Below are 21,965 nucleotides of genomic sequence, written 5' to 3' on the forward strand. Positions count from 1 at the left end.
AAAAGGTCTTTAAATCTAGCTGAAGCATAAAATTAGAAGTTTAACAAACTAAGTAGCAGAAGTATATGCAAATCATTCAATTTGTTTTTTCGGTCATCATCGCTCTTTGTGCAGTGGCTATGTTTGTCGGAGCGGTAATAACGCCAAGTCCGATAAAGGTTGTGTCGGTTACGTTGTTGGCTCTTATTTGCCTATTCTCCTTGTTTCTCGTGAAATTGGCTTATTGTGAAATGAAATCTAAAAATGATATACTATGAAAGTGTCAGAACAATTTAAAAGTACCATCAAGGCATACCTTGATAATATGGCAGCGGTGGATAGTCTGTTTGCTCCAGTCTATCAAAAACCTACAAAGAATATAGATAATTGCATTACCTATATTTTAAACCAAGTGAAGAAAAGCGGTTGCTGTGGTTTTAGTGATGATGAAATTTTTGGTATGGCGTTGCACTATTATCAGGAAGATAATATTGAGGTGGGTAGCCCATTGAAATGTAATGTAGTCGTAAATCATCATGTTGAATTGTCAGAGGAAGAAAAGAAAGCGGCTCGTGAGGCTGCTATCAAAAAATTGCAGGAGGAAGAATTGGCAAAGTTGAAGAAGCGTCAACAAGCTAAACGTGAGAACAACACCGAAGTACAAACCCAGTTAACTCTTTTTTGATATGAAACCCAAGACAAAATTACAAATGGAAATCGTGAATGGGAGCAGGAAGTTAGCTCCCGTTTCAGAGGCTCAAAAGCGTTATGCCTATAAACATTGCTTTGTGCATTATTTCAAGCGTGATGCAAAGGGGAATTGCTTTTGTTTGGATTGTGGGCATACATGGCGGGATAAGGAAGATAAGAAAAACTGTAAATGTCCTCATTGCGGTATGAACCTGAAATTGGAGAATAGCAGGAAAAGGACGGCTGTATATAAAGAATATTTTTGTGTGATTACTACATACAAGCAATATCAAGTTATCCGTTTTTTTATGGTGGACTGCCGGCTGAAAAAAGGGTCTCCGGCTAATTACTTTATAATTGAGGCGGTACAGTGTTGGATGAATAAAGAGGGCAAGACAGAAACGCTGTCTTTGCTGCGGGGCATGTCTATATTTTATTACGATGCATGGATATATGGAAGTTCTTTGGAATTGCGTAAGCGGAATGTGCATCATGACCGTATTTATGATATTTGCCCGGCAGTTATCTATCCGAGAATGAAAGTGATACCCGAACTTACGAGGAATGGATTTAAGGGTGCCTTTTATGATATTTGTCCGAGTTCCTTCTTTATGACATTATTAACTGATAATCGGATGGAGATATTATATAAGGCAGGGCAAATGAATTTGTTCTTGAGATTTTTAGAGAGAAAATACGGTATAGATAAGTATTGGACGTATGTAAAAATCTGTTTAAGACATGACTATGTGATACATGATGCGGACTTGTGGCTGGACTATGTGGATATGCTGATAGAAAATAAATTGGATGCGAGAAATCCTCATTATTTGTGTCCGTTGAATGTAGAAGAAGCGCATGATTGGGTGATGGGGAAATGTAAGAAAAAATATTCTGAAAAGGATGAAAAAGACTATATTGCTGCCAAATCACGTTTCTTTAATCTTTCGTTTGCGGATGGAAATATTATGGTTCGGGTATTGGAAAGCCTTTCGGACTTTTACAAAGAGGGAAAGTTGCTGCATCATTGTGTATTCAGCAACGCCTATTATAAGAGAGAAGATTCGTTGATAATGTCGGCAACGGTGGATGGAAGGCGCATGGAAACGGTGGAGTTTTCACTTAGCAGGATGGAGGTGTGCCAGTGTCGTGGAAAGTCTAACCAATTATCAGCCTATCATGACCGGATTCTGAATTTGGTACGGGATAATATACCGTTGATAAGGGAAAGGATGGTAGTGTAATGAATAGCCCACACATCTAAATGTGTGGGAGTTCTTTTTTGGAAGACGCCCAAAAAAGAACCCCAAAAAACGTTGTCGCTACACATCGTTACGCTCGGATTATTTGCTTGTCGGCTTTAGTTTGCCGATACATTTTTCCATGTCGGGGGACAATAGGAAAGAAGCCGTCTTTTTCTGCTGCACCCCTGAGTGTGGCTGGACGATGGCATACCTGCATTTTAATATCTTGCCGATAACTTCCGTACTGTCACGGTGCAGGTACATGGCTTTCATGGCATCCGTTGCTTTCAGGCTTTTTTCGGCTTCCATATAGGCGGAAAAGGACGGTTTGAATAAGGCACGGGGACTTTCCGCTTTCTGTATGACAGCGGATAATTGTGCGCTTTTGTTGTTCAGGTAGCACAGGCTGTCCGATACGGTGACGTCTTCTGTTTCCAACACTTCCAGTAGTTCGAACTTTAAATCCGTCCAGGTGCCGTGAGAATCTGTCTGAACCCATTCCGCAATGGCCTTCTCATAGCCGGGTTTGCTGCATGAGGAAAAGGCAATGAGCAGCATACAAAAAAATAAATGCTTGATATTCATATTGATCTGATTTTATAGGTTGTCGTATTATGTGATGGAGCAAATCTATGAGGTTACTGGCCGTCCTCCGTGGAGGAACAGATGCCACACGAGATTTTCAGATCATCGTTCCAATCCTTGTTTTCCGAAAGTTCGACGTTCTTCAGTTTCCGTACCTTGTTGCGGAGTTCATCGTTACTCAGGCTCTCGACATCAGTCGTATCGCCATGAAAGTAACGATGCAGCCATAGAGTGTACTTGTGCCCTTGTTTGTCGTTGTCAAAGATGCTCCGGAGCTCCTTTACCTGGTTCTTGTCAAGAATCAGGCGTAATAGCCTCATTTGTCCTTCCGTGAATGTCCCTTCCGTAGATACATATACAAGATTGAGGTCGTTTCCGGAATGGCGTAATTGATAGTGGGAGATACAGTCTATAAATGACTCCCCAATGTAGAGAATGTCTATCGGGCGGCTTTTGTCATGGTTGCTGGTCGCCAGACAGTCGAACTTGCCACCGATAATCCCTTTGAATGTTTCATTTCGTTGAGAAATGGCTTGCACACCGTTTTCATTGTACATCTTGATGCACACGTTGCGGTAAACACTCCCTTTGTTCTTTACCTCACGGATAAAGAAAGTGTCTTTGAAGAACCGGCTTTCAATGCTTTCTTTCAGGATACCTCTTTTCTGGAGATAATTGCCCTTGTAGGGTTGTAGCTGGCTCAAGTAGAATTGAAGTTCGTCCGCTCTCATGCTTGTGTTACCTACTTCATACCGGCTTTTTTCGGGTGTCGTGATGCGGTTGGTGTTGATGTAGTTCTGAAGGATCTCCCCCACCTCGCGCAAGGACGGCATTTTTCCGGTTGTTTCAAATAGATGTTCCTGCATCAGATCCATGATACTGCGGCCACGCACGCTGTCACTATGCACGTCCCAATAGGTGTATTGGTTCTGCGAGTTCCGCTTGATGACGATGGTATGCGTTCCGTTGCTCATTTTGGGACAGGAGTTGGAAGAGCCTTCCACGATTTTCCATCCTAGTTCCAGCAGGAAATCGGGCAGAGAAATGGTTGTTTTTATCTGATTGAAATCGACTTTCATAACGTTGACTGGATTAGTTGAATCTCATTTTATCTGAGCTTAGATTATAAATGAGAAAGATTATCTTTCATAAAGATAAGAAATATCATCTAAATATGGAAGAGAAAGTATATGTTTTTTGATTCGTCTGCATTTTTATTTCAAGGTACTGTAAACCAAATCAACAGTAGTGTCTATACCGGGAACGGCCTCCAACTGTTTGCTCTGGTTGAATACGCTTTCCCCGTCTTTTTTTATCTGCATGGTGATGATAGCACTCTCTTTTGAATAGAGAATGCCTTGCACGGTAATTTGGCTGACAGGCTTTTCCGTGCTGTATTCCGCTTTATCGGTGAAACTCTCATCTACGGAAGCTGCGGAGGTACCGGTGCGTTCGTTCCTGAATCTCACGCCGTCAAGATTATATATATGCACACTGCCTTTGGGTGAGGAACCGGTTACGGCTACGGTGATGTGATACATGCCGGCTTTGTCTGTTTCCGATTGGATTTCCTCTTTGTTGCATGAAGCGGCCAATAAGCAGGCTGCCGCTAATAATGAATGAATTTTTCTCATGGTAGGATTCTTTTGTTGAATGTTATCGGATGATTTTTTGTTCTGTCTTGTGTGTCCCGGTTGGCGGAACTGCTGACTTTTCTTTTAATTTGTCCTCTATCTTTTTGAGGATGGCGTTGACATCTTCAATGATTTTGATGTAGTTCTGCTGGATAATCTCTTCCAGGATTTCCAGTTCCATCTCTTCTTTGCCGTTGCCCAGTTTGACCGGTAAGGAGAAACGGGGTATCTCCTTCTCTTCAAAACGGCACATATCCATCTGCACGCTGAAGAATGGCGGCTTGCCTCCGGCAATCTTGCCAATGAAGTGTCCGGCTGCTTGTCCGGCAATGTCCCTTGCCTTTAAGACTTTTTCTTTTTGCAGGCTCTCCGTGACACTGTTATTGCCACCGGCTTGGTGTGAATAAGATTCTTGCGCTTCTTTCTTCTCCCCAAGCAAGTTCTCGATGTCTTTGGCGGTCTTCTCATTTCCGGTCATACCGTAAGCCTGCGTTCCGCAGGAGGCTTTCAGGATGTTGGCACTTTTCTCTCCATAGTCCCTGACCGCTTGGTTGAAGTCCTGAACGGCGAGAATGGTAGCGACATTGTGCTTCCGGGCGGTTCCGATGAAAGTGTCAATGCCTTGCAACAGGATGGTCGGAAATTCATCTACCATGAATATGCTGGTCGCTTTGCCGGGATTGTTCATCTGTGACATCAAGACGCTGCCGATGCAGGAAATAGCAGGGGAAACGGCTTCCTTGATGGTGGGCGCATTGCCTACGCATAACAGCGTTGGGTGTTCCTTGTTGGTTATATCCAAAGAGAACTCTTCTTCGGGAAGTGGCGACAACACCCAGAAGATGTATTTGTTGTTCAGGAGTACCAACGGAGTCTGTGCGGATGATACGGCTCCGGCTGTCTGCTGTTGTGCACCCAGTTTCCAGGCGGTCAGCATGGAGGACATGTTCAATGCGATTTCAGGATCTTCCGACAGCCAGTGGAATACTAGGTTGCTGTCAGAAAGGGCAAGGGCTATCACATGGGGCAGCGTACAGATACCAAGCTTCCTTTCCTTGAAACATTTATAGGCGATTGAATAGACGTAGTTGATGGCATTGTTGGCCCAAAAGTCGGTCTTTTCCTTCCAGCTTGCTTCCAGATTCTTCATCAGTGTCATGATGATATTGCGGATGAATAGCGATTCGTTTCCCTTTGACATGTATTGCGGAGAAAGTACGTTCACCCTGACCGTGCGTGACATATCCACAAAGTTGATATAGGCGAAACGGGGTGTTTCCATCCCCTTGTTCCGGAAATGTTCGATGCTTCCGTATGCGATACGTGAGAGGATGGGTGACTTGTCCTTGGTGGGATCACCCTCCCAATCGTACACGAATCCGGCATAGTTGCGCTCGGCGCACTGGTAGATGATTCCCTTGATCCAGCTCTCTGATTTACCGCTTCCCGGACCGCCGTCGATATAGACATTCTGCTGCGGCTTATGGATGACCAGCGGCCCGGAGGCGGTTTCAAAGCGGAAGTAGAAAGCCGATTCTTCCCGGCTTAACCCGAAAATGCTATCATCGGATTGGGCATGACGCCGGATGAAATAAGGCAGAGTCTTGATGACAAGCAGCGTGTACGCTACGAATAGAATGGGAAATACAAATAGGTTATACCACGCTGATAACCGGCTGAATCCGACAACCAGCATGGATGCCGTAACCAGTGTCATACTGGTGTAAACCCATTTCTTGTTTTCGTCTTTCACTTTGCCAACCGGAAAGAGAAAAGCGAGGCCTCCGATCAGGATAACGTAGAGAAACCGGAATAGGATATCCTTCTCCATCAGCCTTTCCCACATGGCCGGATTACGTAGTGGAGCGTATAATCCCGTAACGATAGCCCACTGAAACAGTACGGCTGTCCCGATGAGCGTGGATAGCAGGATCAGGATGAATGACAGGTCTTTCTTCTCTCTTTCCATGGCCGTTGCTGTTATTGGGGTTGTCCGGATGCCGTTCCGTCACCGCTCTCTTTTTTCTCTGCCTTTCCCAGTAACTCAATGCGTGAGACGGTCAGGCTGACGGATGGGATGTGGCTACCGTCATCCTTCTGGAATACATCGGCATACACATCGCCGCAGACATATACCTGTGTCCCTTTTTTCAGATACTCAAAGACTTTACTCTCGTAATTCACGAAACAGCATACCCATAGGGTCTGTTCCTCGTTGTTCACGTTCTTGTACTTGGTGGATACATGGAAGTTGAATCCTTTTCCGTTCTTGTTCTGCCGGGCATCCGCACCGACATAACCGATAATTTGTCCTGTAAACATAATGATGGTTTTTAAAAGTTTATAATCCGAGCTGTGGCTCATTCATATTTTTCATGGCTGGCTCCGCTTCCATGGAAGGCAGCGAAATGCCGAAAGTGCTGTGTAGCGTTTCAAGGTTGTCGGCTGTAGGATGGTTTGCCGCAACACTTTCCAATAACCGTGATGAAGGGGTAAAACCTTCGTTTTTCATCTGCTCCAATACCGGACGGTTGTCTTGCAGGACGGCCTGCGTGAACCGTTCCTCCGGTGTGAGGTACTGTTCCATCCGTGCGGTATGTTCCTGAATCATATTGCTGGCTTTTCCTACATCGGCAAGGATGTTGTAGATGAATTTGGGATCTTCTTTCAAGGCTCCCAGCCAGTTTTTTAGATACATGGCATTTTCTTCCCGGATATGGGTGGATATTCCCAGGCTTTGCCCGACGGTAGCGGAGGTGAGTTCGGCAACCAGTTCCTCTTTGGCATATTGCTTGTCTCCGAAAATCACGCCTTTTTCCCGGTTCAGATGCTCAGGTTCTCCAGTCGAGTGCGCTATCTCATGCAGTAGTGTGGAGTAGAAATTCTCTCCGTCCTTAAACTGCCCCTTCAGGGGTACGACGATATGGTTATCTTCTCCCCTTGCATGGTAAGCACTATTTCCTTCCTTGGAATAAATGGGGCAGATCCATTGCTGTTCCCGTACCATCGCATCAATCAGAGGCACGGTGAGCATCCCTTGCTCGTCCTTGATGGCCGGTATCTTGAATTGCTCCTTCAATGCTTCCCATTTCTCCGGTTTCGTTTCCTGAAGATTGGTCTGCTGTACGTTGAACACATTGTATGTCTTCAGAAACGGCGTGACCTTATATTCCTGCTGCTCGTTTTTATCCAGGTTCTTATATACGTCGAAAGGTATTTTCTTTCCGTTCTTGTCTCTTACTGAGAAATTCCAGTAAATGACTGGGAATGACTTTTCTCCTTTCAGTATGTTAAGGCCGTTGTCTTTGGCTTGCATGAAGGTCATATAGACCGGCAGGCTGTACTGCTCTTTTTCCGAAAGTAGAAACAACATGAAGGAATTTACTCCGTTGTAGGTTCTTCCCTCGATATTTTGCGGAAGTCCCCCACCCTTTATCCCGAACCAAGGCTTTTGCCAGTTGTCTTCCACCTGCTTTATCTTTTCGATCATCAGTTCGGCGAAACGCTGTAATGCTTTATCACTTGCTGTATCCATGATTTATTGGTATAGATTTCTGTTCTCGTAATCAAGCAGCCATTCTCTGGCCGTTTGGTTGTTTGTCTCTTGCTGCTTGGCAGCCATCTCTTCTTGATAGGCTTGTGCAAGCTCTTCCTGTGCAAGTAGAAACTCTAAGTCACTGATTTCTCCTGCAATGTTTTTCTGTACTAATTCATCGTAATCCATAATTCCTGATTTTTTAGGTTATAAGTCATTGAAAGCCCGGTTGATGGTGCTGGCTATCGGACGGGCCATTTCCTTGCTGTTGTCGGGTTTGGGTGTGCTGGCCAGTTTGACATCTCCCAGTGTCTTTGTGCTGCCTTCCATCCCGAAAATCTTTTGTACGGCTATCAGTGTGTTGGCTTGCACACCCGTTTCACGCATCCGGGTAAGGTCTTCTTGAGTGAGCCGGTACCCTTCTTTCTGTATCTCTTGGATGACATGAAAGTTGTCGGTCTGTGCGGCATCCAACAGACGTGTGGCCTGCCTTTCATGTTCGCCCTGTTCTTCCGGCTTGGTGCCGAACAGCTGGATGACTTCATGGGTTTGCCTTTCATCCAGACCGTGTTCCTTACCGATTCCTTTGATAAACTCTTCACTGGGTTTATATCCTTCCTCTTTGAGCTTCCCGATTTTTTCAAAGTCATGTTTGCCCACCGCTTCCTTAAACTCGGCTTCCATATTGCGCCCCTCTTCGTGTTTTTGCTCTTTTGCAGCTTCTATGTTGGCCGCATGGGCTTCCAGTTTGGGGGTCATGGCCTTGATCAGCTCTTGTGCCTTGCCGGGAGTGATACTCTGTATGTTCTGTATCATGACTCCTTTCCTGTCATCCGTCAGTTGGATGTCGGCAATGAAGTAGCCTTCCGGACTGTGCAGCAGCTTGTTCTCCAGTGCATGGCCGTTGGCGAGCAGGTATTTGTCGGCTTTGGTTAACTTGTAGCCGCCATATTCGCTGGTCTGCCCGATGATGTCGGGAATCTTGATTTCCTGGTTGGTGCGCAGGATGACGGAGTTCAGATCCCGGTCAACTTGCAGCAGGATGTCCTTCTTATTTACGGTGATGGGTACGATGTCACCGGCAAGCAGCTGTTCTTTCTCTTTCTTGCCCAACTTCTTTCCCAGCACCTTGTCCGGGATAACCAACGCCTCTTTGCGGTAGAATACGGAGATTCCGTCATCGTTGAAACGGAGCTTCCCCGGTTTGCCGTGTATCTCCATCAAATCAGACATGACACCCTTTTCCAGCTTGGTGCCTTTCCCGTCGAGGATGTTCCCTTGCTTGTAGGCGTATTCATAGAGCGACTGTCCGGTGTAGCATACCTTCAGGCGATGGTCGATGACGGTAAAGCCGTCCTTGTCATGTCCCTTCAGGTTCTCCCACCGCTTGATGCTGATGCCATCCTTCTCCAGCTCGGCGACATATTTAGGATCATTGGCACGTTCCTTGTCAAAAAGGGCGGATACACGTTCTTTTGATTGGTCACGAAGGCTTTCATCGTACTTTGCTCCGGCTTTTTCCCTGATTTCGCTTACGCTCATGCTCAGCTCTTCCCCGTCTTTGCGGAACCGGAAATATCCGTCCCGGTATTCGGTCTGATAGCCCAGTGATTCGGCGATGCCGCCGAACTGTCCCACGTTGTCGAACATATAGGTGTCTAATGCTTCTCTCAGTTTCATGGCTGTGGCTTGTATAAGGGTTCTGCGGAAAGGATGTATTCGTTCAACACGGCCAGCTTGATGTGCCGCCCGCCGTTTCGCTCGTAAATCTCGATCTCGAATACCTTATCATCGGGTATCGTGAATTTGTCGAAACCAAGTATCAGCCGGTTCCGGCTCTTGCCCTTGATTTTCGTATCAAAATCTTTCTGATAGATAGGTTCGATGGTCGTTTCTTGCTGGATGGCGTTCTTGCTCTTCTTTTGGTCACGCTGGAAACATTTGACAAACTCGATGTCGTAGTCGATGTATGATTTGTTTTTCAGGTCAAAGATGAAAAACATGAAGTCCTCATGCACATACAGATTGGCCATTGACAACTCAAACTTGTTCTCGATGACCCCCAGGCTGTAGATGTTGCGCTTCTTGGTGCGCAGCTCTTGGATGCATCTTTCCATTTCCTCGCTGTTCACATCCACATGGGCGGTATATTTGCGCTGGTCATCAAAATTGTAGGTGAATACGGAGGTATTGCCCCGTTTGATGGTGATGTGGTAAGTGTTCATGGCCTTATCCACCACAAACAGGTTGGAATATGCCACGGCATCTTTGGCGGTTGATACTTTCAACTGGTTGTTGTAGGCGGCCAGAGTGAAGGACACCTCGTTGCCGGGCGTTCCGTAAGCGATGTCCTCCGGAAAGAAGAACTCGGCCAGATGGAGGTCGCTGACTTCTGCCTGATAGTCATGGTGCTGCCATTTCCCGTTGTCCTCGTAAATGTTCGGGTACGAATCCGTGCCGCCTTCGGGAAGGTAGCGGATGTGATAGGTGTAAACGCTTCCGTCGATGCAGACTACGGTCAGGTTGGTCTCTTCGGTGAATCCTTCCGCTTGCGCCGAGAGCCTGACGATATGGGGCGCCTCTTCTACCCGGCTGGCCATGACAAGCTCCTGTTCGCCGATGGCGATATCAGATACTTGCACAGGAAATACCAGGTGTTTCACACAGTCGAAAGAGATAAAGATGTCTTTTTGGCTGATGGCTTGTTTCCGGGGAGTGCCGTTTTCCTGAGCGAAGAGCGGCAGACTGCACACAAAGCAGTAAAACAGTAGATAAATATATTTCTTCATGTTGTCGATATGTTAAACGGTTCTTGAAAAAAAGGCGGTGAATACGGTAATGCCCCATAGAAGAAGCAGGGTAATGCCGAAAGAAACGGTCAGCGGACGGATTTCTTTAAAGGCTCGTCCGTTCCGGCGTGATACGTAGATCCGATAGCCGAAAAAGACCGCTGACAGCGCAAGCAGGTAATTGAGAATGTCTATCATAATTTGTCTATCAATGTTTGAAGGGGATGATTTTTCTTGTTCGTTTTCTCTTGTTCCATTTGCTCATAGAGCTTCTGTAACTCCGCTTGCACGGCTTGCCTACGCAACTTCGATTCCTGACTCTCTTCTTGGATATACATTTCGTAGTTGGACTTGAGATGTACCTTCACTTGTGAGAGGCTCATGTTCAAGATTTGCTTGGCTACCTGGGTGGTGGCGTTGACTACGCTGGTCACTTCGCTGGCCATCGTGCCGATGGAAGAGAGCGGCATGTCAATGTTCTGTACAAGACCTTGTTCCATACGCTTGGCTGCACTGGCTTTCAGGTTATTGGGCAGGTTCAAACCTTCCATGGCATCATTGTCGAAGACAACCACCGATACGGGATTGAGGTTGTCTCCTACCTTCAGGTTGCTGACTACCACATCGAGGCGGTTGGCTCCCAAAGTGGCGATACCGTAAAACAGCGTGTTGGCCGGTATCTTCATGCCGGATAGGGTTACGTCCTGAAGCAACCGCATCCGTACCGTACTGCCCGTGACTACGGTCTGGTCGCCGTGGATGCAAGCCCTGAAGAGGTTGCTGTTTCCCGGTGCGGAGGTCGGTTGGCGGCGTACCCGCTTGCCGTTTTCGGCATGGTAGATCGGGCCTTTTTGCATCAGGCTGTCGGCGGATGGATGGCCGGAAGGGTTGGCAGCGGCTTTCTCCGTTTTTCCCTCTTGGTCATAATTGACAATCCGTTCATACATGCGCTTGCGGTATTTGTCGGATTCTTCCAGTTCCTTGCGGATGCGTGAGTTCTTCTTGGCTTCCCGGATAATCTCGTTGAGCGCCTGCTCGTCCTCCAGTCCGTCCAGTTGGCTTTCCAGCTGATGAGAGAAGCGTCCGTTCCGGCCACCTCCGTATTCTGCCATGACTTCGCTGTACGGATCGTTCTGCATACGGCGGATGCGCTCCAGTGTGGCACGGTCATACCGCTCCTGCTGGTTTTGCAGCTCGAAGTAAAAATCAGATCCTTTGACCTGAGACTCTTTCAGGATGCGTGCCTTCTCCTGCTCTTCCAGTTTGTCCTGCTTATAGGCTTCCATCTTGTCGTTCACCTTGTCGGCCATTTCCGACTGTGGTTCCAAAAAGGCTTGCGAGGCGGCCTGTCTGTCACTCCCTGACGGCACGTTCCCGTCCTCACGGATGAAGAATACATAAAGGAAGAGGATGCCCAGGATTACCGGGATGGCCATCAACAGCTTGTTCTTGTCTTTGATAAGTTTATTCGGTTCCATGGTCGGTTGGTTTAGAGGTTTCTGACTGGTTTTCATTCTTGCCCGGAGAAGCTGCCTGCGATGTGTTGGTGCCGTTGCTTTCCACGGGTTCGGAATAGCGGACAATCCAATCTTCTATCTTGGCTCCGTGCGCATTTTCCTCGCTGCGGGACAGCATATCATAGATGGTGAACTCCGCTTCGATATTACGTGAGATGCTTCCCCGTGCCCGGTACCCGGTCTGCGTGAAGATTATCTTTCCGGAAACGGGTATCGTTTGTGTGTTAATCTCTACATCCTTGATGCGTACCCCGTAACGGATATTCTTTTGTATGAGTGAGTTCAGCATATTCACATCGTTGTACTCGTTCAACAGCTCCTTCCCCTTGTTGCCTATGAGGTTGAGCGCAAGCGAAATGTTCTTCTCGTAGCTGCTCTCGTCAAAGGCATACCAGTGGGTTACGAAGGTCTTTACATGGTTCATGTATTCGTATTGCCGCATATCGCTGGCAGACAGGCTGCTTGCCTCATAGACTTCTCCCTGCCTGTCGATGACGAGAGCCTGGCCGTATGCTTTTTCTATTTTGTTGATAAGGAAGATGATACTGCTGGCAAAAGCGATAGTCAGAATGATGCAGTACCCGGCTGAAAGCCGGATAGTCAGCTTGACCGCATCATCTGCTCCTTTGAATTTCATCAGATTCATAGTTCTATTTTTTATTGTTGTCGTTTATGAAACTTGCCCCGATAGAGGCGGCACCGCCTACGTTGGTCAGCTTGCCGCCTGCCGCTGCGCCTCCCATCAGGGCGATGGTGGCCGCCGTGGTGACGATTGACACGGTTTTCGAAATGATTTTCCCGGCATCGCTGTGTCCTACGATTTTGGAGGATAGCCAGAAACAGCTGCAATAAGCACCAATCAGGGCGAGATCCATTCCTAAATATTGTATCTGCTGCGTAGCTGCGTCCACCATGTCGGCACTTTCCGTATAGATGGCCTTGAAGGTCTGCCATATGATTTGGTTCAGAATATTGATGACGGTGAATACCATACAGGCGGAGCAGAGCGTACCGAACCAGATACTCAACTGTTTCTGAAAGACCGGCAACATGCTTACGGCAAAGACAAACGGGCCGAGAATGACCAGTAGCTTGACAATGACCACGCCGATACCCAAGATGACTACTTGTATGATTCCTACCAATAGGGCGGAAATGCCATGAAGCACAAGGGTGGCGAGGTTGGCGGGGTTGAGCAGCTGCACAATCTTCTCCACGCTGGAGCGTACACCGGTCATTTCGTCCTCTTCCATCTTTTTATCCAGTTCGTGCTGCATGGCGCCGGTGCTGTCTTCTCCGGCTGCTACCTCCGACTGGAGGCTGTGTTTGTCGTATTCGGCAATCATCTCTCCTTGTTCGATGGCTGATTGTGCCATGAACTGGGCAAATTCCTGCGCACGCTCGGAGGTCAGCGAGGTGGCTTCGTTGATTACTTCCATCGTGCCTACGATGGTTTGGGCGATGGGGGTGTATATGCTTAGGCAGAAGAACAGTACCAGGCAACGGGCGATTTCCATCATGTCGGGAAATTTGTCCTCATTCGGGCTTAACAGCTGGCTGGCTCCGTGATAGAGATAGTTGTATGCTAGGTTGCAGATAAAGCAGATGACACCAACACCGAAGGCGATGACTGTCATTTGCGAAACGAGTTCCATCGTCAGACCGTCCGTGATCTGAAGTCCCCAGAGAAAATTATCTTGATTCATAACGCTTTAATTGGTGTGTCGTGTGAAAGCGGCCAACCGTCCCTGGTAATAGGTCTTCCGGTTATGCCCCTTCATGGATTTGTAAATGACCGTGGAACGCACGGATTCGTTAAACTCACGCATCTCTTCGGCGGCTTTTTCCACCGATTCCTTCACCTGCTCGATAAAGGACATGCGCCCTTCCGAGTTCATCGAGAAGTAACTGGTCACGGTGGCCACCTTGAACAGCAGGTCGGTACTCAGGCTCAGATTGACGGTCACACGCTGAAAGTTGAGAAATTTCAGGCAGTGGTAATTCGATCCTACGTTCAGGTAAAAGCTGTAGTCGCTGCTCAGGCAGGCTACGTCGTCCAGCAGGTCGGCAAGCTCTTTCAATGATTTGAGTTCCTTCAACTGGTCGATCTTTTGCAGGCCGAGCCGCAGTTCCTGGGCATCGATCATTTCATTGATTTGTGTAACCCATTTCTTGACATTGGCGATCCATTCCGTTGAGTTCAGCAGGGTGTGGCCGGGATCATGCACGACGAACTGGGCATGAACACTGCCGGTTCCCATCAGCCCTATCGAGGCGGCAAGTCCGAGTATGAGAATGATTCTTTTCATGACGGTTATTTGTTGGTGATGAATAATAGGGTGAATATGACACATACCAGCCAGGCTGTCAGATAGCTCTTGGCATTTTCCTTTTTCGTGGCGAGTGCCCATACCACGAAAATGAGCGCAACGCCCAAAAGTGCGGCGGCAATGCTTCCGGCAAGATTGTATGCGCTGCCGTTGAAGTCGGTTGACCAGCCTAGAAGGGCGGTCAGCCCTTGGGTGGCGTCATCCATACTTTTTCCTCCTTTCCTCCAGATAGCGGTTGATGGCCGTATAGGTCGAGCCGCTTTCGTTGAACAACTGCTTCAGTCGTACTACTGTCGCCTGGCGCGAATCGAAGGCTACGGCGGCGAAGTCGGACACCTCGTTGCGGAAGATGAAGGCATCGTTCGACATCTTGATGAAAAACTCTCTCCAGCGTTCCGTGCGCTGCAACGACTCGATCATATAGGCCTCTTCGTCCGTGATGGAAAGCACGGCTTTCACTTCCGGCAGGTTCTGCCGGTGTTCTGAATGGTCGAGGATAATCTTGGTCGCGCAGTTGATGATGATGGAGTCCTTGATACTGGACGGCATGTTTTTCAAAAACAGGATGTTCTGTGCGGCCAGCGTGATGCTTCCCTCCTTTTTACGGAAGGTTCGGTACAGGTAGGCGATGAAGTCTCCGAATTTCTCGTCTTGCAGGAAGTCGAGTGCTTCGTCGATGATTAGCTCTTTGGCAAACCCCTGGCGTTTCTTGATTTTATCCACGATCATTTGCAGGGTGATGATGGCAACGAGTGGAAAGTACTCTTTCTTAGAGGCATCTTCCATATCGAAGGCTATCAGCCGGTCATGCACGATATCCACGTTCTCGGTAGCGTTCAGCAGGAATGACAGCTCTCCGTCCGTATAGGGTTCCAGTAAAAGCAACAGCTCCTCTATCTCGAATTTCTGTTTCTCAAACTCGGTCATCCGTTTGCTGAACACTTCCTTCAGATAAGCCCGGTAAGTTATCAGCGTCGGGAAGATACGCTCATGCTTCTCTCCTATTGAAGAATTGTTCACATAGTCGTAAAATCCGATGACGGATTTCCTGAGAATGGCGTTTTCGGCAGGCAGCATGGGTTCACGTACCTTCCAAATGTAGCTGATAATGGCGACGATGGTCTTTATCTGGTCATCGGCAGACTCGGCATCCGTGGTGTCGATGTACAGGTATTTGCCGTTCTTGTCACGGTCACACAAGAAGGGGTTGAACGCAAATTTCTTCTGCTCGGTAGAGTCGAAGTATTTGCCCCGGTTCAAGGCTATCATCGAGCGGTAAGAGCCGCCGATGTCAATGATCATCACATCCCGGCCCAGCTCATAGCTTTGCAGGATGTAATTGTTCAGCCAGAAAGATTTACCGGAACCGGACGGGCCGATAACGATGCGGTTCTTGTTGTTCAGCGCCGGATAATCCCAGAGGTTTATCTTGGCGGGAGTACCGAAACGGTCATGGTAGATATGCCCTTTCTCGTCCGAAAGGTACATCCCCTCTTTTTGCAGATAGCAGATGGCCTGCTTGGTCGTGTTGACGAAGCCCCGGTAATTGGCCCTGGCATTGCCGGGTATGTTGCAGAAGAACAGGTTGCACAGCTCGGCGTTCTCCACATAGCACGAACTTTGGTTCATAAAGCTGAAGCCTTGCTGTACCAGTGCGGTTTTCCGCATGAGCGAGGTGCGGTCTGTATCGTTCAGCACGACATTGAAGGCGGTATAGGCGGTCTGGTAGTCGAACTGGGTAATCTCATCGCAGAAGGCTGCCTGCTCGCGTTGCTTCTCTGCCGCCGGAGGGTAGAAGTTGGTGATGTAGTTCAGCGCGTCTTTCTCCGCACCGATGGCCGTTACGGTGGCATCTGGATCGGTTATCTCTATCACGATGTTTACGATGTGGTTGAACGGCAGGCCAAGTCCTACGGGGTACAGCATCGAGCATTTGCTCCGTATGCTGTCCGGTATCTCTATGTTTCCCCCGTATGCCTTCGACTTGCCGGTGTGCGGCACGGCCAGTTCCTGAAGATGCTCGCCTTCGTTGGTCAGCGAAAGGATGGAAACGTGCTGCTGCCCTATTTTCATGCTTCCGCTTTCACTGACAGCCATAGGGTTGACGCTCTTCTGCGTGGCATCGTTTTCCGGTGTCTCGTAAGAGAGGTTGACGTAGTCGTAGATGGCGTTGTTCAGTTCCGTATCATCCATCTTGCGTATCTCAAACTGCTGGATGGACGACAAACCGTTCTCAAAGTTCATCAGAAAGGCTTCCATTTCTGTCAGCCGTTGCTGATATTCCTTATAAGGTTGCTTGAACGGGTAGTGCAGCTTTCGCATCAGCGAGGTGCCCGATGCGCTTTTGCGTATCTTACCGTTTCGGCTGCCGTTCGTGAACGTCACATACAGGTTGGTGTAACTGTTCAGTATCTCCTTGCCGTTGAAATGACGGTTGTTCTCCGCTATCAGGGCATTGGAAGAGTATTCTGCATGATGGTATCGCCCCGTATAGTAGAAATTCTGCTGATGGATGACCGTGCCTGCCGGAAGCAGCTTCAAAAGAGCCTCCAACCGCTCATGGATGTATTGCGCCTCGCTTTCCGACAAGGTGAACACTTCGGGCAGAAGCAGCCGGTAGCCGACGGTGATGTCACCGTTCCCGTTGATGACGGCGTTCTCCGTGATGGTCTGGATAGGCAAGACACTTTCCAGATCCACGGATTTGTCCTTCACCTCTATCTCTGTCTGCCGGATATACAGCAGAGCAATCAGCAGGCACAGCGCACAGATTAGCAGGGATATGAGTATGATGATTCCTATCATGGTTGCTGTTTTAGGATGAATTTGAAAATCTGCCGTTTGTCCGTTATCTGCCGGGGGGTGGCGTTCTTGATCCGGAGGCCGGTCAGGTAGTCCGGGTTACCGGCCTTGTGTTCCTTTTTCAAGGTTTGGAACAGCAGACCGGATAGAAACAGAATGGCGGAAATGATTCCGATGATGAGTATCGGGTGCAGCTGCTTGAATATGCTCACGATGATGATGATGGCCGTCAGCAGCATGAAGATGGCGAACTGTCCCGATGACAGACCGAAGAACTTGATCGGCTTGTTGATTTTACGCATGGTTCTCATGGCTCTTCGTTTTTAGATAATCAGGAAGGCTACCATGATGACTACCACGGCGATGATCCAGCCGAGCAGGTATTCCTTGGCATGGGGATTGTTCGTGGCAAGCGAATAGATGACAAAGACCAGAGCGATGCCGAGTACCGCCGCCAAAATGTATTTGGCTACGTCCAGAATGGTGTCCGCACCCTCTTTGGCTTTGTCTGTCACTTCGGATAGGCTGTTAATCTTCAGGCCGCTTTGTGCCTCCGCCACTTGTGCCGTTCCCAACAGCGTGAAGAATATGAGAAAGGTGAAGATAACCTTTCCATAGCGGTTAATGACTTGGTTCGCTTTTTCTCTTACATTTTCGATTGCTTTCATTTTGTTCCTATTTTTTAATTAAACATGAATCGTTTTCAGTCTCTCCCATTGCACATCCTTATACTTGATGGATATGGGCTCTTCTTTCGGCTGTTCCGGCAGTGGTTTGCCTGAGTAGTAGTAGGCTCTTCCATGCAGGTACATATCGGCTATCTCGGCAGCCAATTCCTCTTCTTCCAGCTCAGGCTGAAATACCACGCAGATGACCGGACAGGCTCTCTCCTGCCCTTCCTTGCGCACCGCCTCCCTTATCGGCTTCTCTTTCTCCTTTCCGGAAGAAAGTGCTTTCTTCTTTTTCCGAAAGTAAAAGTGAAGCGTGACACAGGCGAGTATGGCAACCAGTATCAAATCCACTACGTTCATAAGAGTTGCCAGATAATGAGCCAAGTGACCAATGCCGTGATATAGGTGATGATGGCCTCTTTGGTGCGCTCGTGGTTGCTTATCAGCTTTTTAAGTACCGCTAATCCGGCACATAGAAAGCCTACCCCTATCAGCATGGCGCCTATTTCACGGTATAAGGAGATCAGGCCGGATACATTTGTATCGGCTAACAATATGATAATAAGCATGGTGATATGATTTGTCGGTTAGTAGAGCAGTATCTTTATTCCTACGTTCCAGACAGTGTTCCACTTGTCAATGGATAGGGGATTCCAATGTTGTTGTATGCGGGCAAGCAATGCCGTTCGGGGCAGGATGAATACTTCCAGTTCCGTTTCCAGTTTCGGGCCGATGATGAAGTTGTATTCCTTATCGGGGTGGCGGACGTATTCTGTACCGATGAATCCTCCCAGGCCGATGCCCCAGTAAACGGATTTCAGGTTGCAGGCCAGGGTTCTGTAATAACCGCCGTCCACAAAAAAGTCCTTACCCTTGTCATGTATCGTTTCGGGAATCGTTTCTTCCGGGTTCAAGGTAGAGACTTGCGGTAGGTTGGCTGTATATTCGTAAGGTTTCTCAAAATAGCTAAACCCGGCTTTCCAATAGCTTGTCCGGTTGATGTATCTGGAAAAGGACAGGTTGTAATAGTTGCCTGCATTGCCGAACAGGTTAGTGCCGTAGTTCAATTCAAGTGCCGGGATGTTCTCATAATGGCGTTGCGCAAAAGCGCTTACGGTGCATAACAGCAGGCTAAGGCTGATAGCAGTCAGTCTGATGTGTTCCATGGGAATTACTCTTTAGGTTATTAATGTTATATATTTTTCTATTTGTCTCATACGGTGTTTCCAATTTACGCGGATTCCTGTCGGCAGAACCGAATCAAGGTGCTTATCGCGTTGTTTTCGCTCCAAACATATAGATTATATACGGGAGGACAAATTTTATGAAGGGCTTTTAAAGGGCCTTTCGTGTTTATTTAATGTGCATTAAAAAATACATGTGCCGTAAACCGGCAGGTGTGGAATAATTCTACAGAAAAAAGCCGGATAGGATTAGTTGTGTAAAACTGTCCTGCCCGGCTTATAGGGTTTGGTTTATATGCGCTTTCGGATGTTGCTCAATGCTTGTGGCGTGATGCCGATATAACTTGCTATGTCTTTTAAGGGTATTGAACGTAACAGCCATTTTTCATTGGCCAAAAGCGCTTTGTAACGCGCTTCGGCATCCAGTGTGTAAAACTCCTCTTCCCTTATTATTTTGCGGTTGATGGATCTTACCAAATGTATTCTGGCCAGCTTGTTGAAATTGATGGATAACTCATATAGCTGATGAAGATCTTTTTTGGGCAATCTCCAGATCTTGCATGGCTCCAATGCCTTGATATTGTAGTGGGCATGGTGTTCTTCATGTGAAAGGAAAAAATTGATGAACTCTTTGGCTTGGATAAACCGTGCTGAAATCTCTCTATTCTCTTTGTCCGGAAACCATAACCGGACGATGCCGGATTCCAGATAATAGAGGTAGCATACTTCCTCGCCCCTGGTGACGAGGTGTTCTCCCTTTTTGATATGGATAAGCTCGAAATGAGCATCAAGATACGCCTTTTCTTCGTCTGTCATCCGCACGTGAAGATGGGCGCCCATTACCATGAGCGTCTCATCTATCAGGGTGGCAATTGTTTGAACCATTGAATTTGTTTTATGTTTATATAAGGGTACGGAAACGTACCCTCTAACATGGACGTGGCGTTCCAACAACAAAGGCACGCCCCGTACCAGTTTCATACTGGTACAGGCATGCGCCTGTTGTTGTTAATTCCTTAACGATAGATGCCACTCTTTTGTTAGACAGACGGACGTATGTAAAAAGCGGGCTGCCAATTTTCTGACAATCCGCTGCAAAGATACTATTTTATGGTTTTTGTTCCAACTTTTAGGGATTTAAGTTGACGGCAAGGTCTTCTGGACGAATGCCTACTACCTTTATATAGATATCCCGGTAGATGTTCTCCTTAATCTCCTTGTCCTCTTCAGAATAAAGCCATGCGGTAAATTCATGATAATATTCGCCGGTTCCCAATTTAAAGAAATCCTTATATTGATAATGTCTGCTCACGGGAATGCCTTTCTTGTTTAACAAGAAGCATGATTTAAGCGCATCGTGATATTGCGAGGTCAGTATCGCCTTTATCTTTTCGTCGAAATATTCCAATGTTTCCTGGTCAAAGAAAAACTGTACGGTGTAGGGCCACTTCTCCCCTTTTCCTTTGATGTACTGGTATTGGAATTTGGTTCTCTCCAGCTTTTTGTTGATACCGTTTAAGATGCTGGTCACCTTCTTCTTCCGGTCATGGTTGTCCTTTACCGTTACATCAAATTCCTTGGCAAGTTGGTCAACCGTAACGGTGAAATAAGGTGCTTGTCCTTGGTCAATCTTATACTTGATCAGGTAAATCATTTTCGCCAGGTTCAGATAAAACTTGCGGTAGCCTTTGCGGTTGGGCAGGTTACGGTAGTCTTTCAGTTCCAGCAGATTGTATTCGGTAAGCAAAGTATTCATCAGATCTTTGCTCAGATGCACGTTGTAATTCCGCTTGGTGCGCTTTTTCGTGCCGAAGTTATCCTTTATCTCAAAGCGGTCCAGTATTTGAATGAACTTATATTGCGTCTTGCCGTTCATGGCGTATGCTACACTGAGGTTGGATGTCCCTAAACGGTATAACGCCGCTTCAAAGGTGTTCTCTATCGGATGCTCTATCTTTTGGCCGTTCTGTTCGGTGATATATACCGGACGTTGGTTGCTGAACAGGAAATCAAGCTGCTTCTCGGTCAGTTTTCGTTGCAACTTGGTTCGTTCATACCCCATGACCTCACAAAAATCGTTGATGGAGAACCAGCAGTCGCCGAACAGATCTTTCATTTGTGAAGATGCCACGTAAATGATAATGTCAGACATGACAGTGCCGCCTGCATCAAATAGAACTTCCAATACTTTCGTGTTGGAAGACTCGCTGAGAGTCCTGGGGACTCTGCTCAACTCTTTTTGTGTATTACTTTCCTTCATAGGCGGACACTTGTTGTTTACTGATGCAAAGATACGTTTTTTTACGGAGATAGTGAATCTAACTCCCTATAAATGAAGATTCCAAAGCATTTTTTTCGTGCTGTTTCTTGATTTAGTTGTGTAAAAGTGTCCCGACTACGGCTGTTTCCGATCCCCCAGTTGTGTAAAAGTGTCCCGAATGGCCGGTTTAGTTGTGCAGAAGTGTCCCGGATTCCTGATTTAGTTGTGTAAAAGTGTCCCGAATGCAGATTCTAGTTGTGTAAAAGTATCCCGACTTTCCTGTTCAGTTGTGCAGAAGTGTCCCGAATAGTCGGTTAGTTGTGCAGAAGTGTCCCGGTTACGAGAAGATGCCAGTAAGTGCTAACTTGCAATAATATAGTTGATTATACGGAAAACCTCCCTTATTAGTTGTGTAAAAGTGTCCCACAAATACTTAAATCCCTAAAAACCTAAATAAAACGAAGAAATGATTTTGTTACCGTATTCTTACTTTCGGAAAAAATTTTGAGGTGGAAACAAGTAGAGGTTTGAATTCTTTAACATATTGTCCAGGATAATAGGCAAAGGGATTTTTCCGCAGTTGTGTAAAAGTGTCCCGGTTCAATGCCGGCCTTCACTAAAACGGTGTGCAAAAATAACGCCTGCCCGACGGATGCAGTCGAACAGGCGTATATATTTTTCCGAAAGTAGAATCAGATGCTCATATACTTCTTCAGTATCGCTTGAATCTCCTTGTTATGGCTGG

General features: G+C 47.2%; 25 protein-coding genes. 2 read left to right on the top strand and 23 right to left on the bottom strand.

Annotation, left to right across the window (positions count from 1 at the left end; all coding sequences use genetic code 11):
* The first annotated feature begins 253 nt into the window (after positions 1 to 253).
* Together HMPREF9009_RS24275 and HMPREF9009_RS24280 are read left to right on the top strand one after the other, a co-directional pair.
* Positions 254 to 664 (top strand): PcfK-like family protein, encoded by a 411-nt coding sequence (locus HMPREF9009_RS24275; RefSeq protein WP_005868911.1) that lies wholly within the window; start codon positions 254 to 256, stop codon positions 662 to 664.
* A 1-nt stretch (position 665) separates the two neighbouring features.
* Positions 666 to 1,913, top strand: a complete 1,248-nt coding sequence (locus HMPREF9009_RS24280) for a PcfJ domain-containing protein (protein WP_005868910.1) — start codon at positions 666 to 668, stop codon at positions 1,911 to 1,913.
* A gap of 99 nt (positions 1,914 to 2,012) precedes the next feature.
* Here the strand turns inward: HMPREF9009_RS24280 and HMPREF9009_RS24285 are convergent, their stop codons facing one another.
* The 23 genes from HMPREF9009_RS24285 to HMPREF9009_RS24395 form a co-directional block, all read right to left on the bottom strand.
* Positions 2,013 to 2,498, bottom strand: a complete 486-nt coding sequence (locus HMPREF9009_RS24285; RefSeq protein ID WP_005868909.1) for a hypothetical protein — start codon at positions 2,496 to 2,498, stop codon at positions 2,013 to 2,015.
* A 53-nt stretch (positions 2,499 to 2,551) separates the two neighbouring features.
* On the bottom strand, positions 2,552 to 3,577 hold the full coding sequence (locus tag HMPREF9009_RS24290; RefSeq protein ID WP_005868908.1) for a toprim domain-containing protein: 1,026 nt from the start codon (positions 3,575 to 3,577) through the stop codon (positions 2,552 to 2,554).
* A gap of 135 nt (positions 3,578 to 3,712) precedes the next feature.
* Complete coding sequence (locus HMPREF9009_RS24295; RefSeq protein ID WP_005868906.1) at positions 3,713 to 4,132, bottom strand: hypothetical protein; 420 nt, start codon at positions 4,130 to 4,132, stop codon at positions 3,713 to 3,715.
* Between the two features lie 22 nt (positions 4,133 to 4,154).
* Positions 4,155 to 6,101, bottom strand: coding sequence for a type IV secretory system conjugative DNA transfer family protein (locus tag HMPREF9009_RS24300; protein ID WP_005868904.1), 1,947 nt, complete (start codon positions 6,099 to 6,101; stop codon positions 4,155 to 4,157).
* Between the two features lie 11 nt (positions 6,102 to 6,112).
* A complete protein-coding gene (locus HMPREF9009_RS24305) occupies positions 6,113 to 6,496 on the bottom strand; it encodes a single-stranded DNA-binding protein (RefSeq protein WP_007564694.1) in 384 nt (127 codons plus the stop codon).
* Positions 6,474 to 7,667, bottom strand: a complete 1,194-nt coding sequence (locus tag HMPREF9009_RS24310; RefSeq protein WP_049703625.1) for an ArdC family protein — start codon at positions 7,665 to 7,667, stop codon at positions 6,474 to 6,476. The genes HMPREF9009_RS24305 and HMPREF9009_RS24310 overlap by 23 nt, the downstream gene beginning before the upstream one ends.
* A 3-nt stretch (positions 7,668 to 7,670) precedes the next feature.
* Positions 7,671 to 7,856, bottom strand: a complete 186-nt coding sequence (locus HMPREF9009_RS24315) for a hypothetical protein (RefSeq protein ID WP_005868897.1) — start codon at positions 7,854 to 7,856, stop codon at positions 7,671 to 7,673.
* A gap of 18 nt (positions 7,857 to 7,874) precedes the next feature.
* A complete protein-coding gene (locus tag HMPREF9009_RS24320; protein ID WP_049703626.1) occupies positions 7,875 to 9,347 on the bottom strand; it encodes a DUF3945 domain-containing protein in 1,473 nt (490 codons plus the stop codon).
* The gene (locus HMPREF9009_RS24325) at positions 9,344 to 10,456 is read right to left on the bottom strand and encodes a DUF4138 domain-containing protein (RefSeq protein WP_005868893.1); all 1,113 of its coding nucleotides are present in this window, start codon (positions 10,454 to 10,456) and stop codon (positions 9,344 to 9,346) included. The genes HMPREF9009_RS24320 and HMPREF9009_RS24325 overlap by 4 nt, the downstream gene beginning before the upstream one ends.
* 12 nt (positions 10,457 to 10,468) lie before the next feature.
* Positions 10,469 to 10,654, bottom strand: a complete 186-nt coding sequence (locus tag HMPREF9009_RS24330; RefSeq protein ID WP_007564699.1) for a hypothetical protein — start codon at positions 10,652 to 10,654, stop codon at positions 10,469 to 10,471.
* Complete coding sequence (gene traM / locus HMPREF9009_RS24335) at positions 10,651 to 11,934, bottom strand: conjugative transposon protein TraM (RefSeq protein ID WP_005868892.1); 1,284 nt, start codon at positions 11,932 to 11,934, stop codon at positions 10,651 to 10,653. Before traM ends, HMPREF9009_RS24330 begins: the two co-directional genes overlap by 4 nt.
* Positions 11,921 to 12,619 carry a hypothetical protein gene (locus HMPREF9009_RS24340; protein WP_005868891.1) on the bottom strand — a complete coding sequence of 233 codons (699 nt, stop codon included), beginning with the start codon at positions 12,617 to 12,619 and terminating at the stop codon, positions 11,921 to 11,923. The genes traM and HMPREF9009_RS24340 overlap by 14 nt, the downstream gene beginning before the upstream one ends.
* Before the next feature lie 4 nt (positions 12,620 to 12,623).
* Positions 12,624 to 13,679, bottom strand: a complete 1,056-nt coding sequence (locus HMPREF9009_RS24345) for a hypothetical protein (protein ID WP_005868890.1) — start codon at positions 13,677 to 13,679, stop codon at positions 12,624 to 12,626.
* A gap of 6 nt (positions 13,680 to 13,685) precedes the next feature.
* Positions 13,686 to 14,282, bottom strand: a complete 597-nt coding sequence (locus tag HMPREF9009_RS24350) for a TrbJ/VirB5 family protein (RefSeq protein WP_005868889.1) — start codon at positions 14,280 to 14,282, stop codon at positions 13,686 to 13,688.
* 5 nt (positions 14,283 to 14,287) lie between these two features.
* Positions 14,288 to 14,509 (bottom strand): hypothetical protein, encoded by a 222-nt coding sequence (locus HMPREF9009_RS24355; RefSeq protein ID WP_005868888.1) that lies wholly within the window; start codon positions 14,507 to 14,509, stop codon positions 14,288 to 14,290.
* Positions 14,502 to 17,108 carry a TraG family conjugative transposon ATPase gene (locus tag HMPREF9009_RS24360; protein WP_005868887.1) on the bottom strand — a complete coding sequence of 869 codons (2,607 nt, stop codon included), beginning with the start codon at positions 17,106 to 17,108 and terminating at the stop codon, positions 14,502 to 14,504. The genes HMPREF9009_RS24355 and HMPREF9009_RS24360 overlap by 8 nt, the downstream gene beginning before the upstream one ends.
* Positions 17,105 to 17,416 (bottom strand): hypothetical protein, encoded by a 312-nt coding sequence (locus tag HMPREF9009_RS24365; protein WP_005868885.1) that lies wholly within the window; start codon positions 17,414 to 17,416, stop codon positions 17,105 to 17,107. Before HMPREF9009_RS24365 ends, HMPREF9009_RS24360 begins: the two co-directional genes overlap by 4 nt.
* 12 nt (positions 17,417 to 17,428) lie before the next feature.
* Entirely contained in the window at positions 17,429 to 17,773 is a 345-nt protein-coding gene (locus HMPREF9009_RS24370; protein ID WP_005868883.1) for a hypothetical protein, read from the bottom strand.
* An 18-nt stretch (positions 17,774 to 17,791) separates the two neighbouring features.
* On the bottom strand, positions 17,792 to 18,136 hold the full coding sequence (locus HMPREF9009_RS24375; protein ID WP_005868881.1) for a hypothetical protein: 345 nt from the start codon (positions 18,134 to 18,136) through the stop codon (positions 17,792 to 17,794).
* The gene (locus HMPREF9009_RS24380) at positions 18,133 to 18,345 is read right to left on the bottom strand and encodes a hypothetical protein (RefSeq protein WP_005868879.1); all 213 of its coding nucleotides are present in this window, start codon (positions 18,343 to 18,345) and stop codon (positions 18,133 to 18,135) included. The genes HMPREF9009_RS24375 and HMPREF9009_RS24380 overlap by 4 nt, the downstream gene beginning before the upstream one ends.
* An 18-nt stretch (positions 18,346 to 18,363) precedes the next feature.
* On the bottom strand, positions 18,364 to 18,942 hold the full coding sequence (locus HMPREF9009_RS24385) for a conjugal transfer protein TraO (RefSeq protein WP_005868877.1): 579 nt from the start codon (positions 18,940 to 18,942) through the stop codon (positions 18,364 to 18,366).
* A gap of 309 nt (positions 18,943 to 19,251) precedes the next feature.
* Positions 19,252 to 19,845: a Crp/Fnr family transcriptional regulator gene (locus HMPREF9009_RS24390; RefSeq protein ID WP_005868875.1), complete on the bottom strand. Its 594-nt coding sequence runs from the start codon at positions 19,843 to 19,845 to the stop codon at positions 19,252 to 19,254.
* Between the two features lie 244 nt (positions 19,846 to 20,089).
* Positions 20,090 to 21,220: a hypothetical protein gene (locus HMPREF9009_RS24395; protein WP_005868874.1), complete on the bottom strand. Its 1,131-nt coding sequence runs from the start codon at positions 21,218 to 21,220 to the stop codon at positions 20,090 to 20,092.
* Between the last annotated feature and the right edge of the window lie 745 nt (positions 21,221 to 21,965).

The organism is Bacteroides sp. 3_1_13 (assembly GCF_001185845.1).
In the GTDB taxonomy this organism is placed as follows: Bacteria; Bacteroidota; Bacteroidia; order Bacteroidales; family Bacteroidaceae; genus Bacteroides; species Bacteroides xylanisolvens.